This window comes from Rubrilithobacter danxiaensis (genome assembly GCF_047272945.1).
Classification (GTDB): Bacteria; Bacteroidota; Bacteroidia; order Sphingobacteriales; family Sphingobacteriaceae; genus Rubrolithibacter; species Rubrolithibacter danxiaensis.
In genome coordinates, this window is sequence record NZ_JBKOPS010000012.1 from 14,887 (window position 1) to 31,233 (window position 16,347).

The 16,347-nt window shown below is 39.1% G+C and carries 19 protein-coding genes; 6 read left to right on the forward strand and 13 right to left on the reverse strand.

Annotation, left to right across the window (positions count from 1 at the left end; genetic code table 11):
* Nucleotides 1-16 precede the first annotated feature (16 nt).
* From ACLCDL_RS14520 to ilvA, 4 genes are all read left to right on the forward strand, one after another.
* Nucleotides 17-595 carry an O-methyltransferase gene (locus ACLCDL_RS14520; protein ID WP_423149098.1) on the forward strand — a complete coding sequence of 193 codons (579 nt, stop codon included), beginning with the start codon at nt 17-19 and terminating at the stop codon, nt 593-595.
* 66 nt (nt 596-661) lie between these two features.
* On the forward strand, nt 662-1,723 hold the full coding sequence (gene leuB / locus ACLCDL_RS14525; RefSeq protein WP_423149099.1) for a 3-isopropylmalate dehydrogenase: 1,062 nt from the start codon (nt 662-664) through the stop codon (nt 1,721-1,723).
* Nucleotides 1,724-1,827: 104 nt separating this feature from the next.
* Entirely contained in the window at nt 1,828-2,142 is a 315-nt protein-coding gene (locus ACLCDL_RS14530; protein WP_423149101.1) for an antibiotic biosynthesis monooxygenase family protein, read from the forward strand.
* Between the two features lie 32 nt (nt 2,143-2,174).
* The gene (gene ilvA / locus ACLCDL_RS14535) at nt 2,175-3,416 is read left to right on the forward strand and encodes a threonine ammonia-lyase IlvA (protein ID WP_423149102.1); all 1,242 of its coding nucleotides are present in this window, start codon (nt 2,175-2,177) and stop codon (nt 3,414-3,416) included.
* A 6-nt stretch (nt 3,417-3,422) separates the two neighbouring features.
* On the opposite strand, the gene ACLCDL_RS14540 is transcribed toward ilvA, so the two are convergent.
* The 5 genes from ACLCDL_RS14540 to ACLCDL_RS14560 form a co-directional block, all read right to left on the reverse strand.
* On the reverse strand, nt 3,423-4,427 hold the full coding sequence (locus ACLCDL_RS14540; RefSeq protein ID WP_423149103.1) for an ABC transporter ATP-binding protein: 1,005 nt from the start codon (nt 4,425-4,427) through the stop codon (nt 3,423-3,425).
* A gap of 66 nt (nt 4,428-4,493) precedes the next feature.
* A complete protein-coding gene (locus tag ACLCDL_RS14545) occupies nt 4,494-5,282 on the reverse strand; it encodes an outer membrane beta-barrel protein (protein ID WP_423149104.1) in 789 nt (262 codons plus the stop codon).
* 21 nt (nt 5,283-5,303) lie between these two features.
* Nucleotides 5,304-6,035: a hypothetical protein gene (locus ACLCDL_RS14550; protein ID WP_423149106.1), complete on the reverse strand. Its 732-nt coding sequence runs from the start codon at nt 6,033-6,035 to the stop codon at nt 5,304-5,306.
* Nucleotides 6,025-6,594, reverse strand: a complete 570-nt coding sequence (locus ACLCDL_RS14555) for an RNA polymerase sigma factor (protein ID WP_423149107.1) — start codon at nt 6,592-6,594, stop codon at nt 6,025-6,027. The genes ACLCDL_RS14550 and ACLCDL_RS14555 overlap by 11 nt, the downstream gene beginning before the upstream one ends.
* 55 nt (nt 6,595-6,649) lie before the next feature.
* Entirely contained in the window at nt 6,650-7,738 is a 1,089-nt protein-coding gene (locus ACLCDL_RS14560; protein ID WP_423149109.1) for a hypothetical protein, read from the reverse strand.
* A gap of 88 nt (nt 7,739-7,826) precedes the next feature.
* Between ACLCDL_RS14560 and ACLCDL_RS14565 the strand changes: the two genes are divergently transcribed.
* Nucleotides 7,827-8,006, forward strand: a complete 180-nt coding sequence (locus tag ACLCDL_RS14565) for a type II toxin-antitoxin system VapB family antitoxin (protein ID WP_423149110.1) — start codon at nt 7,827-7,829, stop codon at nt 8,004-8,006.
* Nucleotides 8,006-8,413: a type II toxin-antitoxin system VapC family toxin gene (gene vapC, locus ACLCDL_RS14570; protein WP_423149112.1), complete on the forward strand. Its 408-nt coding sequence runs from the start codon at nt 8,006-8,008 to the stop codon at nt 8,411-8,413. The genes ACLCDL_RS14565 and vapC overlap by 1 nt, the downstream gene beginning before the upstream one ends.
* 1 nt (nt 8,414) lies before the next feature.
* On the opposite strand, the gene hemJ is transcribed toward vapC, so the two are convergent.
* From hemJ to hemC, 8 genes are all read right to left on the reverse strand, one after another.
* Nucleotides 8,415-8,951: a protoporphyrinogen oxidase HemJ gene (gene hemJ / locus ACLCDL_RS14575; protein WP_423149113.1), complete on the reverse strand. Its 537-nt coding sequence runs from the start codon at nt 8,949-8,951 to the stop codon at nt 8,415-8,417.
* Nucleotides 8,952-8,958: 7 nt separating this feature from the next.
* A complete protein-coding gene (hemE, locus tag ACLCDL_RS14580; RefSeq protein ID WP_423149114.1) occupies nt 8,959-9,996 on the reverse strand; it encodes a uroporphyrinogen decarboxylase in 1,038 nt (345 codons plus the stop codon).
* A gap of 4 nt (nt 9,997-10,000) precedes the next feature.
* A complete protein-coding gene (locus tag ACLCDL_RS14585; RefSeq protein WP_423149115.1) occupies nt 10,001-10,513 on the reverse strand; it encodes a hypothetical protein in 513 nt (170 codons plus the stop codon).
* 8 nt (nt 10,514-10,521) lie between these two features.
* Nucleotides 10,522-11,226 (reverse strand): response regulator transcription factor, encoded by a 705-nt coding sequence (locus tag ACLCDL_RS14590; protein WP_423149116.1) that lies wholly within the window; start codon nt 11,224-11,226, stop codon nt 10,522-10,524.
* A gap of 5 nt (nt 11,227-11,231) precedes the next feature.
* Nucleotides 11,232-12,092 carry a sensor histidine kinase gene (locus ACLCDL_RS14595; protein WP_423149118.1) on the reverse strand — a complete coding sequence of 287 codons (861 nt, stop codon included), beginning with the start codon at nt 12,090-12,092 and terminating at the stop codon, nt 11,232-11,234.
* Nucleotides 12,093-12,133: 41 nt separating this feature from the next.
* The gene (gene hemL / locus ACLCDL_RS14600) at nt 12,134-13,507 is read right to left on the reverse strand and encodes a glutamate-1-semialdehyde 2,1-aminomutase (protein WP_423149119.1); all 1,374 of its coding nucleotides are present in this window, start codon (nt 13,505-13,507) and stop codon (nt 12,134-12,136) included.
* 243 nt (nt 13,508-13,750) lie between these two features.
* Nucleotides 13,751-14,722, reverse strand: coding sequence for a porphobilinogen synthase (gene hemB, locus ACLCDL_RS14605; RefSeq protein ID WP_423149120.1), 972 nt, complete (start codon nt 14,720-14,722; stop codon nt 13,751-13,753).
* Nucleotides 14,723-14,734: 12 nt separating this feature from the next.
* Nucleotides 14,735-16,324 (reverse strand): hydroxymethylbilane synthase, encoded by a 1,590-nt coding sequence (gene hemC, locus ACLCDL_RS14610; RefSeq protein ID WP_423149121.1) that lies wholly within the window; start codon nt 16,322-16,324, stop codon nt 14,735-14,737.
* Nucleotides 16,325-16,347: the final 23 nt, after the last annotated feature.

Consider the following 16,347-nt stretch of genomic DNA (forward strand, 5'->3'; position numbering starts at 1 on the left):
AAGCACAACTATGCCAATGATTGATACTGACATAAAAACTCCCCCTAATTTTAGAGATATTCAGCTGGAATCAGAACGAATAAAATTTTCAATGCCTTCTGATCTGCAAACAGGAAGTTTATTACGAACGCTGGTAACTTCCAAACCACACGGCTCTTTTTTAGAATTAGGTACAGGAACAGGCCTTTCACTATCGTGGATTGTTGAAGCAATGGATAAAGGCTCTACTGTAGTATCGGTTGATAACGACAAAGACTATCTTTCTATAGCAGAAACTTTTTTTTCAAATGATGAGCGGGTATCAATTATTTGCGAAGACGGAAGCCACTGGATAAAGAATAATCAGGACAAAAAATTCGATTTAATATTTGCCGATGCGTGGCCCGGTAAGTACGAGGCATTGGATGAAACCCTGAGCTTGTTAAAAATAGGAGGATTTTATATAATTGACGATATGCTGCCCCAACCCAACTGGCCCGAAGGCCATTCGGATAATGTGGATATTCTTATAAAACACTTGGAAACCCGCAAAGACATACGGTTGACAAAAATCAATTGGTCAACAGGATTGATACTAATAGCAAAAATCAACTAAGGCCTTTTTAAAAAGGTACAAGTTTACATATAGCAATAAACCAGAACAAAGATTAAAACTTAAACAATGAAATTAAACATCGCTCTTTTGCCGGGAGACGGAATTGGCCCTGAAGTTATAGATCAGGCAGTAAAGGTAGTAAATGCAGTAGCAAATAAATTCAGTCACGAAGTTAGCTGGACATCCGCCTTAACCGGAGCGGCAGCAATAGATGCAGTAGGCGAACCTTATCCGGATGCGACTCATGAAATATGTATGGCAGCAGATGCCGTTCTGTTTGGAGCAATCGGACATCCTCGTTTTGACAATGATCCCAAAGCAACCGTTCGCCCTGAGCAGGGACTGCTTAAAATGCGTAAGAAATTAGGCCTGTTTGCAAATGTACGCCCTACTTTCACTTTCCCTTCTTTAATTGATAATTCCCCTTTAAAAAGAGAACGCATTGAAGGTACAGACCTTGTCATTCTGCGTGAATTGACAGGTGGTATTTATTTCGGCGAAAGAGGAAGAAAAGACGACGGTAACACCGCTTTTGATACCTGCACCTATACAAGGGAAGAAATAAAACGATTGGCAAAACTGGGTTTTGAAATGGCGATGTCACGCAGAAAAAAATTATGCTGTGTAGATAAAGCAAACGTATTGGAAAGCTCCCGTTTATGGAGAGAAACAGTACAGGATATGGAAAAAGATTTTCCGGAAGTAGAAGTAAGCTATGAATTTGTTGATGCGGTTGCAATGCGTCTCGTTCAATGGCCAAGCGCTTATGACGTAATTATAACTGAAAATCTTTTCGGAGATATTCTAACTGATGAGGCTTCCGTTATTTCCGGCTCAATGGGATTAATGCCGTCTTCTTCAATCGGTGTACATACTTCTTTGTTCGAGCCTATTCACGGTTCTTATCCCCAGGCGGCAGGTAAAGATATTGCCAATCCGCTTGCTACAGTATTATCGGCAGCCATGATGTTTGAAGATGCATTCGGCTTAAAAGAAGAAGCAGCGCTGATAAGAGAAGTTGTTAATAAATCATTAGCAAAAGGTATTGTAACCGAAGATCTTGCCGGAAAAGGAAACAAATCTTATAAAACCAGCGAGGTTGGAGACTGGCTGGCAAGTAACATTTAAACAAAGTCAGGCTCGTATTGCTTTTAACACTTTTTTTAAATAGTACCTTTATATTAAAACCGCAGCTCTTGTAGAAGCGGTTTTTTTAATTTAAGCGAGGAATTATGATTCTGGAAACAGCAATTCTTTATATAAAGCCTGGACAACAACACCTGTTTGAAAAAGATTTTGCCCTTGCAGGGAAGTATATCAGCTCGGTAAAAGGATATCTCGGGCACAAATTACTGAAATGCATAGAGCAGGATAACAAATATATGCTTTTTGTAGATTGGGAAAAACTGGAAGACCATACCATTGGTTTTAGACAATCAGAAGCCTACACGTACTGGCGGAATTTGCTTCACCATTACTATCATCCCTTTCCGGCAGTAGAGCATCATGAAACATGTATTACAAAAATTGCAAGGATAGATAGTTGATCTGAAAAACACTATGATTAAGCATTAGCAAGATGAATCTTACTCACTTAAACCCGATAGCAGCGCTTGAGCGATTAAAAAACGTCATTAAACGCACTCCGCTTATTTACAATGATCGACTTTCTGAAAAATATTCCTGTGAGATTTATCTTAAAAGAGAAGATCTCCAGGTGGTGAGGTCGTACAAACTTCGGGGAGCGTATAACATGATCAGCCAGCTAAATGCAGAAGAACTTTCAAAAGGTGTAGTCTGTGCAAGTGCAGGAAATCATGCACAGGGAGTAGCTTTTTCATGCCGAAAATTAAACACACGGGGCGTTATCTTCATGCCCGAAAATACTCCCCGACAAAAAATTAGTCAGACACGCATGTTTGGCGACTCCGTTATAGAAATTATTTTAGTTGGAGATACCTTTGACGATTGCCTCCGGGAAGCGCTTGCTTACACAAAAGCTAATAACATGACCTTTATTCCTCCCTTCGACAATTATAAAATAATTGAAGGGCAGGGTACTGTAGGAGTAGAAATATTGCAGGATCTACCCGACGCTGACATTGTTATAGTTCCTGTAGGTGGCGGAGGCCTTGCTGCCGGAGCAGGAAGCTATCTCAAGCAGGTAAATCCGGAAGTAAAAATTATCGGTGTCGAACCGGAAGGCGCCCCCTCTATGTTAACAGCATTACAATCCGGTGCTCCGGTAACATTACAGGAAATCAACCGTTTTGTAGACGGCGCTTCGGTAAAAAGGGCAGGCGAAATAACCTTTCCTATTTGCAGGCAGGTTTTAGACGAAGTGGCTTTAGTTCCTGAAGGAAAAGTTTGTACTACCATTTTAAAGCTTTACAACGAAGATGCAATTGTTGCTGAACCTGCAGGAGCACTATCTATTGCCGCATTGGATTTCTTCACTGATAAAATTCGTGGGAAAAAAGTAGTGTGCATAGTAAGCGGAGGGAATAATGATATTGAGCGGATGCAGGAGATTAAAGAAAGATCTCTATTATACGAAGGGCTGAAGCACTATTTTGTTATAAGCTTTCCGCAACGTCCGGGAGCATTAAAAACCTTTGTTAACCATGTTCTTGGAACCGGCGACGATATTACCCGTTTTGAGTTTATTAAGAAAACAAACCGGGAAAGCGGTCCTGCATTGGTTGGAATAGAATTAAAGTCTTCAGATGATTATCCGGCGTTACTCCAGAAAATGAACGATTATAAATTCGATTATAAGGAAATAAACAAAGACCAAACGTTATTTGAATACCTGGTATAGATAATATTATTCGTCATCAAATTCCAGGAAACGAGAAAATAAAACCTGGATTTTTGTTCCTGGCTGATGATTATCTACTGTCAAATTCATCGCACGTAGCAAAACGCCGTCTTTTTCAAGAACAAGCTCTTCATAAAATCCTTTATAATAAGAATCTTTTACAGTAAAAAGCTTGCTCGTCCAGCTGTTCTTAACCCGGATCCATTCAGGGTATATTGCCGCAAATGATTTCTTTACCGATACTCCAATTGCTTTTGCTTCTGCCCGGGTAATTACATTGCAGTTTCCTAAAAGCTGTGCTGTATAAAAGTGTTCCGGATGATTATAGAGTTTACGAGGCGCTCCCCTTTCAAGAATAATTCCGTTTCGAAGAATCACAAGCTCATCCGCTAATGATAACCCATCAGCCGGATCATGAGAAACAAGGATAATTGTAATACCAAGTACTCTGGATAAACGCCGCAGATCAGACCGCAATTGATTTTTCAATAAGGCATCTATCTGACTGAAAGGCTCATCCATTAACAGAACTTTGGGAGCCGTAATTATTGCCCTTGCAATTGCAACACGCTGCTGCTCTCCACCGCTTAAATCAACAATCCGCTTTTCTGCTAAATGTCCTATACGCAACAGTTCCATCGCCTCGAAAGACTTCTGCTTCTTAGCCTGTAAATCAGTATTTGGAAGCATTGCAGCAATGTTATCGTAAACTTTTGCATAGGTATTAAGATCGAAGTTTTGAGTAACCATCTTCATCTCCCCATGCCCCGGGATTAACTTCTCTTCCGGCCCAAGCACCTTTTTGCCCTCAAACAAAACTTCGCCCTTTTCAGGCGAAAGCAACCCATAAATTAATTTCAACAATGTACTTTTTCCGCTACCGCTGGCACCTACAATAGATACAATCTTTCCTTCAATAATTTCAAGATTTATGTCTCTTACCCCTGCAAAAACTTCGGTAGTATATTGCTTGTGGATTCCTGTAAGTGAAATAAGAGGATGCTCAGGCATTAACAAATATAAAAAAAGCCTGCTTGTATCTTTGTACAGCAGGCTTTTATTTGAAGCTTTTTATAATCAGAAGCCGAAAGTAACTCCCAATGATACATTTTTAAAATCAGCAGGCCCTTGATTTTCCGCGAAAACATCGTTTGCGTAATATTTGGCATATATTCCAAAATCCTTATATCCTACTCTTGCGAATGCCCCATAGCGGAAAGGATTAAAATTAAAATCATCCCTTACTTTTACTTTTCCGCGTTCTGCACTTATTTGTTTTTGTTTTCCGTTAATCAGAAATCCAACTTCGGGACCAACCACCAGGTAAAAATGATTGCCTTTATTATCGCTGTTTGTACGGAGTTCAAATGATAAAGGAACTCGCAGATAGGTGCTCGAAAAACGATTTTTCTTAAAATCAGTCTGCTCTTCAGTATAGGTTAATACGGGCTGGTCGGGCTGAAACGTAATATTTCTTTTCAGGCGGATATGATTCCAGTCGACCCCAATTCCAAGATATGTTTTAAAGTTTTGTGTAAACCGATAACCGAACTGAAAGAATTCAAAACCGACGTTATGTGTTTTTATATTCTCAAATTCCAGGAAGTTATTCTGAGGAGAAAGTGTAAAACTTCCCTTATCGAGGTAGCGGCTGAGGCCAAGGTCGATCCGGGCGAAAGTTAAACCGGCAGTAAACTTTCCGGAAGAACTCTTTTTATCCTGATCCTTATCTTTAGATCCTACTGTAACTTCAATACTTACTTTTTTCTCTTTTTTCAGTGTATCTGCAGCGGTTGAGTCTTGTTCCTGCGCATAACACAGGGTAATACAAGCCCCCAGCACCAATGTACATAGTATACGTTTCATAATATTTAGCAATTAAAATGATTAATTCCGACTTTTAATTTTAACAAATCCAAGGTTCAGCCCCGAAACAATCGAACCTTCGTCTGTATCTGTAAATTCAATTATTTTATCTTTCCGTTTATCCACTTTACTCACTACAAAGTTTACCAGTCCTCCAACCGACTTAATATTGCGTAGCTGTGGTTTGGACTCTTCTTCCGCCATACTTTCAAGCGGTGTTTCTGCCAGAGCAAGAACAGTTTCTGTAGTTTGTGGTGTGAGCGGCTCAGTAGTTTTGTTATCTGCTACTTTTTCAATTGTGATTAAAGGTTCATCTGACTTCACAGGCTCTTCCTTGTCTATTAGTTTAGCTGGAAGAACTTCGGTGTTAACAAGCATTTCCTTTTTCTTAATTCCGATCTCAACTACAGGAGCAACTGCTTTTTTATCGACTGCTTGTATCGAGGCAACCTCAATAGTTTCTTCTTTTAAAGGTTGAGTTGCTGTTTTCGGTTCAGGCTTCAGGATTTGCTTTGAAGGCTTTTGTTCTTTACTTCCATATAAGCGAACCTTTTCCTGTGGCAGATTTAACCACCAGCCGAAAGCTACAACAGCTACAATACTTGCGGCAGCCATCCAGTAAGGCCTTATTTTGCTTTTTTCTTTGACAGGATGCAAAGTTTGTGAAATTTCTACCCACAAATCCTGCGAAGGTTCAGTTTCAAAAGAATCGAACTTCTGCTGAAATAGTTTATCAAACTCTTTATCCGGCATAACTTGCATATTTTTCTCCCTCCATTTTCATAATTTTTTCCTTTAGAATTGCCCTCGCCCTTGATAGTTGTGATTTTGAAGCACCTTCGGAAATTCCCAGCTGTTCGGCAATCTCCTGATGAGAATACCCTTCAATGATATACATGTTGAAAACCAACCGATAGCCGGGCGCCAGTTGCTGAACCAAATTCAGTAAGTCTTTTACTTCCAATCCCTTCATATCAAACATCGATTGTGGCGCATCGTGTACTTCATCTATATCTACCACACTTAGCATACGCTGGTTCTTTCTGAAAATTTCGATAGCTGAATTGACCATAATCCGCCTGATCCAACCCTCAAAAGACCCTTCACCACGAAATTCATTTACCTTTTGAAACACTTTCACAAAGCCCAGCTGCAACATATCTTCCGCTTCAAAACGGTCTTTCGCATATCGCATACATACTCCAAGCATTTTCGAAGCAAGCATCCTGTATAAAAGTTCCTGATGTTTACGATCGGCTCTTTTACATCCATCTAATAAGTCATCAATCGTAAACTTCTGTTTTAAATTCATATCCGTTTGTAGATAAGATGCGAATACGTTTATAATGGTTGCAACGGCATTAAAATTATTTTGTGCTGAATAACTTAAATTCCTGTCGGTACACTAAAAATAAAGAATGATAGAATTCAATGGATTTAGAACTGTTTTTGCCTAAATCAATAACAGGTTCTACACGAAAATCAAAGTAAAGATGAGGCACCAGGTTTTTCTGAAAAACATACCGGAGAAACAGTAGTTGGCGGTTTTTTTCAGAATGACCTTCATTATTAATCTGCTGCGAGATTGATTGAAAAACAGGCATTCCCTGCCTTGAGAAAAAATTAGTGCCCTTCCAGTATGAGGCCGTCAAACGCCCGTACCTGCTGTCTACCCCTGCATTTAAATAAACCCCTTTGCCTTTCGAAAAAGGAAATTGCTTGGTTGGAGATAATTCTGTAAAAGTGGAAATATAGTTCTCTGTTTCAATAGATTTAAAAAATCCGCTCAGTTTGTAATTGATTTTAAAACCGGCAGCGCTGTTTAATAGAGTTTGAAGAGGTTTGGCAGTAGTATCAATTTGGCCGCCCTGGTGGAAAACCAATAATTGAAGAGGTACAGAAAGCTTTAGTTTATTGTTTCGAAACAGACTTATATCCGAAGAAATACCTGCAAGAATCTGTTCCTGCTCTCCCGAGGGCTTATAGATCATTTTTTTCCAATTGATCCAGCCGTCAAAAAACAATTTTGAATTTTGAATTACTACCTGCGTTCCATATTCAACAGGTTCTGTAATTTTCTTTTCAAAATCTACCAGCGGTTCAATATACCGGTGCTGAATATTTCCTTCTAAAACCCCGTTAATTAATGCTGTATTTCCCTTTTGATATTTAATAGAGAATAAAGGGTATGTCTTATAGATCCCTTCGTTTCCAAAGTCTTTTCTTAGATGAATCCCTGCCGAAAGCAATAAATTGGGATGAGCATAGTAAACCAGCTGTGGTTCCAGTTGTGTTCCGTACAACGTATATCCGTCCTGAAATTTATTGAAAAACTCGTAATTGCGGAGGTAGTTGAAGTTAGCAACTGTTAATGCAACATCGCCGGTTTTTAAGGGATGGGGACGAATACGGTATTCTAAACTATCGTTTACAGACTGAGCTTGAACTGATGACAATAATGTAAAAAAAAACAGGATAAACTGGTATCTTATCAAAACAATTTGCACTTTTAAAATGTGTATATTTAACAAAATTTATGTGTATATGCGGACCAATATATATATCGATGAGACATTAATCAGTAAAGCTCAAAAATTAAGTAATATTAAGACAAAAAAAGCAGTGGTTGAAAAAGCACTCCAACTTTTAATTAAAGTCGAGAATCAAAAGAAATTATCTGAGCTATGGGGAAAAGTAGCATTTGATGAAGAAACTAATAACTAATGGAGGTTATTCTTATAGATACTTCTGTATGGATAAATTTTTTTAAAGGGATTGAAACTCCGGCAAGCTTGTTTCTAAAAAATAACCTTGCTAATATTATGATTGCGACCTGCCCTGTTATCATGCAGGAAGTTCTTCAAGGTATTGAAAAAGACGAAGAGTTTACCAAGATCTCCAGTTATTTTTCAGATTTCTTATTACTTCCTCCCAACGAGTCCTACACTCTTGCTAAAGAAGCCGCACAGCTATACAGGAATTTAAGAAAAAAAGGGCTTACTGTTCGTAAACCTAATGATTGTTTGATTGCCTGCTATGCAATGCGTAACGACATTTCATTACTCCAGGATGATAGAGATTTTCTAAAAATTTCCGGAAGCTCTCTTCTTAAAGTTATATCTTTCGATTAACCTACGGTTTCATCCTGTAATATTTATAAATTTTCACTGCAGACATGATGATTACAGCAAAAAGCAGCAGGCCCAGCAAGCCGTACAGCCAATCAATTGCGCTCTTTAGAATAACAGTAAATACGATAGCAACCAGAAAAATAGTGGCAAGTTCATTCCATAAACGCAACTGAGTAGATGACCAGCTGAAGATGCCTTTTTTCAATTGCTTAATGATACGCTGACAAGTAAAATGATATACCAGCAATCCTGCAACAAAAGTTAGCTTTACAAGCATCCAGTTAGTACTTAAAAGTGAAGGATTTAAACAGAGCATACACGCACCGGCCAGAACAGTAAGCACCATAGCCGGGGTAGTGATTATATTCCAGAGTTTAGCCTCCATCACTTCGAACTGCTTTTGCAGAACTTTCTTTTCTTCCGGGGGACGTTCGTTGGCTTCTGTATGGTAAATAAATAGCCGTACTATGTAAAAAAGGCCGGCCATCCAGCTAACAACAAATATAATGTGTATAGATTTTATGTAGAGGTAGGCCATACCAAAATCAATAGCTAAATTCCTTTATAACCTCCACAGCATATTTTACATTATCAAAAGGAATATCCGGCATAATTCCGTGCCCTAAATTAAAAATGAATCCGTCTTCGCCTCGCATCTGTTCAAACAAACGCAAAATCCGCTCTTTTATCACTTTTTTATCAGCATAAAGTATATGGGGGTCCAGATTTCCCTGAACAGCTATTCCTTTAGGAAGCATACGTTTAATATCTAATAAACTAGCATTCCAATCTACAGATATAACATCAGGCTTAGCTTCCGCCATCAGTGGAGCAAAAACAGAGCTTCCTTTACAGAAAGAAATCACCGGAATATCTTTCCTCTTTAATTTTGAGATGATTTCAGAAATATACCTGTGTGAAAATTCTTTGTAATCATCCCACGACAGGGCCAAAGCCCAGCTGTCAAAAATCTGCACTGCATTAACACCTGCATCAATTTGCAGATTCAAATAATCAACAGTAACTGCAGCTATTTTAGACAATAACTGATGGGCCAGTTTCGGTTCATTATGCAACATTAATTTGGTAAGCTTAAAATCTTTAGACGATCCTCCTTCCACCAGATAGCTCATTACGGTAAAGGGAGCACCGGCAAAACCTATTAAAGGTATTTGTCCGTTTAAACGTTGCTGAATAACCTTTATGGCATCTGCCACATATTGCAACCGGCCGGTAACGTCTGTTTGAAGCGAGTCTATATCCGACTTATTTCTTACAGGATTAGAAAACTTAGGGCCAACTCCTTGTGTAAAGCTCAAATCTCCCCCCATTGCTTCCGCAGTAACCAGGATATCCGAAAATAAAATTGCAGCATCAATCCCAAGAAGATCAACAGGAAGCATAGTCACGTCGGCTGCTATTTCGGGGGTTTTACACATTTCGAGGAAGGAATATTTATTTTTAATATCCCAATACTCTTTCATAAAACGACCTGCCTGCCTCATCATCCAAACCGGAGGTCGCGGGGTAGGCTTTGAAAAAGCGGCTTTTATAAATAAGGAGTCTTTAATTTGTTCCTGCATCACGTTATTTTGGTATTTCTTTTTCTATTTTTTGAATAATGTTTTGTACTCTCGAACTTATTTTCAATGATCTGGCTGCTTCAATGTAGCCTTTTACCTTGATATAATCTTTTTTCCGCAAATTAAGATTGGCTAATTGCACCAGTACAATTCCCTTATCGTTCTGATTTCGAAGCGGGAAACGGGAAGCAATTTGAAAATGGCGTTCAGCTTCTTCAAAGTTATCTCTTTGCAACTCAATGTTTCCAAACATGAACTCATAAAATCCGCGTCTGTTCTTACTTAAGTAGTCCGGATCTTTAATTTCTCTCAGCAGTTTTTCTGTTTTACTATAATCTTTCTGCTGAAAAGCCCTGGCTGCCAGAACGACTGTACCCTGTTTAAAATATCCCCAGATTAAAAGGACTACCCCCAGCCCTGCTATGGCAGAAATTTCAAATGCTTGTTGATAAACCGCCCATCCTGCCAGGATAATTGCCACACAAATAACGGCAAGCCTGGCTTTGAGATTTAACATGCGCTGCTTTAGTGATTATCCGTAAATTTATACCCTACTCCCCTGATGGAATGAAAGTATTTCGGATTTTTCTGATCAGGCTCAAAATATTTACGGAACGTAAGGATAAAATTATCAATGGTGCGTGTGGACGGATAAACATCGTAATTCCATACCGTTTCAAGGATCTGCTCACGCGAAACCGCTTCATTTCTTCTTTCAATAAGTAATTTAAGAAGCATGGTTTCCTTTTTGGTTAAAGGAGTTACAGAGCCATCATCATTTTTCAACTCAAAAGAGTTAAAATAAATAGTTTTATCACCTATACGGTAGGAATTTAATTCCTTCAGATCATCTCCTTTCAGACTCCTTTTTACCAGGTTATTTACCCTGAGAATTAATTCTTCCAGATTGAACGGCTTTACAAGATAATCGTCGGCACCCTTTTTTAAGCCTGTAACCCGATCTTCGCTTGTATTTTTTGCGGTAAGAAACATAATGGGAACTTCCGAATTTTCCAGCCGGATAGTTTCAGCAACCTGAAAACCATCTACTTCGGGCAGCATTACATCCAGGATAACCAGATTAAAGCGTTCCTCTTTAAATATTTTCAATGCTTTTTTACCGTCTGTTGCGGTACTTACCTTGTAGCCTTCAAGCTCCAGGTTCAGTTTAATAGCTTCGAGCAAATGCTCTTCGTCTTCAACTAATAAAATACGTTGTTTAGTTGCCATGTGAGTTAAAATATTACTTCAAAAATGGTCCCTGAAGGAACGTTATTTTTGACTTTGATTTGTGCCTGGTGATGATTTAGTACCTGTTTAACAATAAATAACCCTAAACCTGTTCCCTTGGTTTTACGTGTATCCTCACTTCCCACACGATAAAACTTTTCAAATATGCGAGTTTTTTCCTCGTCATTTATACCAATTCCCTTATCTGCTACTTCAAAATGTATGTTGCTGCTGTTTTTCCAAACTTTTACTTCTATATCCGAACATGGCGGAGAGTATTTTACAGCATTTTCAATCAGATTGGTTACAACAGACGTCAGCGCAAATTTATCTCCTTCAACAAAAAGACCGGGTTCTATTTCTGCTTTAATTGTTTGAGTTTTACAGGTATGTACCTGCAAACGATCGGCTACTTTTTCTACCAGTGTAGAAAAATTGAACTTCTCTTTCGGGAAAGAATACGACTCATTTTCAATTTTGGTAGCAATAAGCATATTTTCAACCAGGTCGTCCAATCGTTCAATGTCTTTCAAAGAGTTCTGCAGAAACGATTTAATCTGATCGCGATCCAGTTCCCTTTTCAGTATTGTTTCGAGATATAATTTTATGGACGCTAATGGCGATTTGAGTTCGTGAGTAACAGACAAAAGAAAGTTTTTCTGTTGCGCATGTAAGGTGCGTTCTTTCTTTAAAGTTTTATGCAAGTGATAAGCTCCAACACAAAAAAGGAAGATGAAGACAGCTCCTTCGCCCATAATCATTCCTTTACGGTTAGGCTGTGCCTGGATCAATAAAACGCCCCACCAGATCAGTTCTGCAAAAGCATAAATGATAAGGCAGTAGAATATAACCAGGGGCTTTCTCATATTAATTGAGCTGTTTGAGTGAGGTTAACAACTACATAAAACTACTTGGCTCTGAAAACTATATCAAGGCTATCAAAAATAGCTCTTTTTGCTTTTTCGAGTTCTATTTTGGTATGAGCTGCTGAAATAAATCCTACTTCATAGCCCGAAGGACCAAGATAGATCCCTCTGTTTAACAATTCACGGTGAAAAAGTTTAAATTTCTCCATGCTTGCCGCATCTATATCTTCTGCTTTTTGAATATCATTGTCGGTAAAGGCAAACCAAAAAATAGATCCTATTGAAAATACCCTGAATTTATAATTTCGGGCAGAAGTAAACCGCTGAACAGATTCTGTGAACTCTTTCGTTTTATTATTAATATCGCGATAAAAACCCATGCGCAGCAGTTCTGTTAACTGGGCTATACCTGCAGCCATTGCTACCGGATTACCTGACAAGGTTCCGGCCTGGTAAACAGGCCCCTCAGGAGATACCTTAGCCATTATTTCCGCAGAAGCTCCATAAGCTCCTACAGGCATTCCGCCACCTAAAATTTTACCATAGGTAATAATATCGGGCTTTATATCATAATGCCTGGCAGCGCCTTCAAATCCAAGCCTGAAGCCTGTTATTACTTCATCAAAAATCAGCAGGGAATTATTTTGTGAGGTTATATCGCGAAGAAAATGGATATAATCCTTATCCTGGATCAGCAAGCCATTATTAGCAGGAACTCCTTCTATTATTACTGCAGCTATCTGGTCTTTAAACTGAGCAAAAGCTTCTTCTACAGCTGTACGGTCATTCAGAGGGACAACAATCGTTTCGTCCGCAAATGTTTTAGGCACCCCTGCGGAAGATGTTTCGCCAAAGGTAACAAGGCCAGAACCTGCTTTTACTAATAAGGAGTCGACATGTCCGTGGTAACATCCTTCAAACTTTACTATTTTTGACCGGCCTGTATAACCACGTGCCAGTCGTAAGGCAGACATTACCGCTTCTGTGCCCGAACTAACAAAACGGATTTTTTCTATCAGCTTGTTATTATCCAGGATAAGTTCGGCAAGTTGATTTTCCAGCGCAGTAGGAGCACCGAAACTCATGCCTTTACCTAAAGTTTCTGTTACCTTTTCACGGATCTTTTGATTATTATGCCCCAAAATTAATGGTCCCCACGAGCAGCAAAAATCAATAAATTGATTTCCATCAGCATCCCAAACAAAACAACCATCACCACGATCAATAAATAGAGGCGTTCCATAAACCGATTTAAACGCACGAACCGGTGAGTTTACACCTCCCGGGAAATACTTCTTCGCTTTCTCATACAACTCTCCGGATTTCTCGCGTGAAATATCCGGTTTCCCGGTAGTAGAAACCGGCCTTGATTCTTCTTCTGATCCTGAAAATATCTTCTTTAACGAGTCTAACATTTCTTAAGCTGTAAGTTGAAGGTTATAAGTTCTAAGTTTACTTGACTATAACTTACAACATCGTATACTTATTATTACTATTACTTCTATTTAATAAATTAGCCGCTTATAAATCATCTTCACTTAGATCGAGTAACATTTTTTGAAGTTGTAACTTGCAGGTTATAAGTTCTAAGTTTATAGTTACTTACTCTTTTTCTACTATATTAAATACTTATAACCTACAACATCACACTTATAACTCTAAAACATCCATCCTTTTTCAAGAATTTCACGGGCATGGTAAGTGATAATAATATTAGCTCCTGCCCTGGCAAAGGCGTACATATTTTCCATTGTTATTTTTTGTTCATCAATCCATCCGGCTTTTGCGGCTGCTTTCACCATCGAATATTCTCCTGAAACATTATAACAGGCAACAGGCAAATTGGTATTGGTACGCACACGATGAATAATATCCAGGTAAGCCAGTGCCGGCTTCACCATTAAAACGTCTGCGCCTTCATCTTCGTCTAAAAGAGCTTCACGAATTGTTTCGTTCGGATTCCTGAAATCCATCTGATAGGCTTTCCGGTCACCTTTATTTGGTGCAGAATCTGCTGCTTCCCTGAAAGGCCCATAATAAGCCGAAGCGAATTTAACACTGTAACTCATGATAGAAGTGTCCTCAAAACGATTGGAATCCAGTTTTTCGCGAATACCTAAAATCCTTCCATCCATCATATCTGACGGTGCTACCATATCAGCGCCTGCTTGCGCATGTGCCAAAGCCATTTTAGCCAGAACTTCTACCGTTTCATCATTTTGAACATAGTCATTATGAAGAATTCCGCAATGGCCATGTGTAGTATATGCACAGGTACATACATCGGTAACTATAAACAGATCTCCACCAAAAGCATTCTTTAATTCACGTATGGCTCTGGCAACTACCGAATTTTCACTGTAGGCAGTACTTGCATCCTCGCACTTATCTTCACCAACGCCAAATAGCAAAATTTTATTGATACCCAACTTTAAAGAGAGTTCTGCATCTTTAATTAAAGTATCAACCGAAAAATGGCTAATTCCTGGCATGGCATCAATACCATGAGAAATATTATTACCCGGCACAACGAAATACGGATAAATAAACATATCTTTTGTTAACCGTGTTTCGGCTACCATTTCTCTCACTACCGGCGTTTTCCGTAATCTTCTTGGACGAATTAACATATCAAATCCTTTCTAGTTATAATCAAGGCCAAAAACAGCTTCAGCCAACCCAATCTCATCCGGCGAATATGGCAGTGTATATCTTATTCCCATTTCCGCTATCTTACTCCCGGTTGATTTACCTATACAAATCACTTGTTGACCCGGCTCTAATAAATTATCAGCAAAATAAGCTTCTACATTAGACGGGCTTGTAAAAATTAAAACTTCTGCCCCTGTTGGAGGAACATCTTCTTCCAGAATCGTTTCATAAATGGGCAGATCAATTACCGTAGTTTCTTCTGATAATTGTTTTTGAATTGTTCTAAGTGAATCTTTAGCTCCCGGAAAAAGAACCCGCTGACCCACTGTAAGTGCGGCAAATTCTTTTCCAATATCAGTAGTATCAATACCTTCTTCTTCTCCGGTAAATTCCGGCACCCTTCCAAAACGGCGCAGCATATCTTCCGACCCCCGGCCTACAACTCCAAATTTTGTTTTTGAAGAGAAAGAAGGGTTTAGTTTAAAGAAATATTCTATTGCGTTTTTACTGCTAAAGAATACCCAGTCTAAATTTTTAAGTATATAGGGGTCGAGTTTATGAATGATTGGAACCGTACGAATTAAAGAACGGTCTTCGACCGCTATTTTATGCTTTTCAATTGCCCGGCGGAAATAACTGCCTTCATACAGCTGGCGGGTAATGAATACCGATTTGGGAAATTTCCTGTTTTTATCAAACTTAGAATGAATCTTTTCAGCAAGGCCATCCAATGTGTCTGATTCGATGAAATGCCGGTCGGGGAAAGATTCGCCATCGTCTGCTTTTGATGTCCACACCTGGAATTTATCCTCATCCTTGCGGCAAAAACATCCTAAAGGCATGTGGCATCCCCCCTCAAAGATGTTTAATACTTTTCTTTCAACACTTATCTGTTCGGCAACACCGGGATTGTGAATTTGCTGCAGGGCCTCAAAAAGTTCTTTATCATTTTCCCTGATCTGGATAGCGAGAACGCCCTGTGCAGGAGCCGGAATAAAATCATTTGGTTCCAATTCTTCCACGTAAAATTCGCTCAGATCTATTCCCAGACGTTCTACTCCCGCTTTAGCAATCATTATTGCATCAAAATCTTCGTTCCGAAGTTTCTGAATACGGGTTGGAACATTTCCCCGAAGGTCATCTACTTCCAGATCAGGACGAATGGCGAGTAACTGAGCTTTCCTCCTGTTTGAAGAGGTTCCTACAATACCGCCGAATTTCACAGAAAGCTTTTGCTTAATATCAACACAATCCTTTAAAATAAGAAGAAGTTCGGCTGGATCTTCACGGTCAGACACCGCTGCTATTATCAGACCCGGAGGATTTTGGGTAGGCAGATCTTTATGAGAGTGAACGGCTAAATCAATTTTTCCGTATAGCAACTCCTCTTCCAGTTCTTTTGTAAAGAAACCCTTTCCTTCCAGTTTGTCAAGCCGAAGATTCAGAATACTATCGCCTTGCGTTTTTATAATTTTAAGTTCGGCGTCTATACCGATACCGGCAAGTTTATCCTTTACAAACCTTGCCTGCCATAGAGCAAGTTCGCTTCCACGGGTACCTATACTAATTTTTCTATTCACGTTAATTGACTTGCCCCAAAAAT

Excerpts from the sequence above, each read along its gene's own strand:
- ACLCDL_RS14595 (WP_423149118.1), bottom strand. The coding sequence starts at position 12,092 with ATGAGAAAGCCCCTGGTTATATTCTACTGCCTTATCATTTATGCTTTT.
- vapC (WP_423149112.1), top strand. The coding sequence starts at position 8,006 with ATGGAGGTTATTCTTATAGATACTTCTGTATGGATAAATTTTTTTAAA.
- ACLCDL_RS14545 (WP_423149104.1), bottom strand. The coding sequence starts at position 5,282 with ATGAAACGTATACTATGTACATTGGTGCTGGGGGCTTGTATTACCCTG.
- hemJ (WP_423149113.1), bottom strand. The coding sequence starts at position 8,951 with ATGGCCTACCTCTACATAAAATCTATACACATTATATTTGTTGTTAGC.
- leuB (WP_423149099.1), top strand. The coding sequence starts at position 662 with ATGAAATTAAACATCGCTCTTTTGCCGGGAGACGGAATTGGCCCTGAA.
- ACLCDL_RS14550 (WP_423149106.1), bottom strand. The coding sequence starts at position 6,035 with ATGCCGGATAAAGAGTTTGATAAACTATTTCAGCAGAAGTTCGATTCT.
- hemE (WP_423149114.1), bottom strand. The coding sequence starts at position 9,996 with ATGCAGGAACAAATTAAAGACTCCTTATTTATAAAAGCCGCTTTTTCA.
- ilvA (WP_423149102.1), top strand. The coding sequence starts at position 2,175 with ATGAATCTTACTCACTTAAACCCGATAGCAGCGCTTGAGCGATTAAAA.
- ACLCDL_RS14585 (WP_423149115.1), bottom strand. The coding sequence starts at position 10,513 with ATGTTAAATCTCAAAGCCAGGCTTGCCGTTATTTGTGTGGCAATTATC.
- hemB (WP_423149120.1), bottom strand. The coding sequence starts at position 14,722 with ATGTTAATTCGTCCAAGAAGATTACGGAAAACGCCGGTAGTGAGAGAA.
- ACLCDL_RS14520 (WP_423149098.1), top strand. The coding sequence starts at position 17 with ATGATTGATACTGACATAAAAACTCCCCCTAATTTTAGAGATATTCAG.
- ACLCDL_RS14540 (WP_423149103.1), bottom strand. The coding sequence starts at position 4,427 with ATGCCTGAGCATCCTCTTATTTCACTTACAGGAATCCACAAGCAATAT.
- ACLCDL_RS14565 (WP_423149110.1), top strand. The coding sequence starts at position 7,827 with ATGCGGACCAATATATATATCGATGAGACATTAATCAGTAAAGCTCAA.
- ACLCDL_RS14555 (WP_423149107.1), bottom strand. The coding sequence starts at position 6,594 with ATGAATTTAAAACAGAAGTTTACGATTGATGACTTATTAGATGGATGT.
- ACLCDL_RS14530 (WP_423149101.1), top strand. The coding sequence starts at position 1,828 with ATGATTCTGGAAACAGCAATTCTTTATATAAAGCCTGGACAACAACAC.
- ACLCDL_RS14590 (WP_423149116.1), bottom strand. The coding sequence starts at position 11,226 with ATGGCAACTAAACAACGTATTTTATTAGTTGAAGACGAAGAGCATTTG.
- hemL (WP_423149119.1), bottom strand. The coding sequence starts at position 13,507 with ATGTTAGACTCGTTAAAGAAGATATTTTCAGGATCAGAAGAAGAATCA.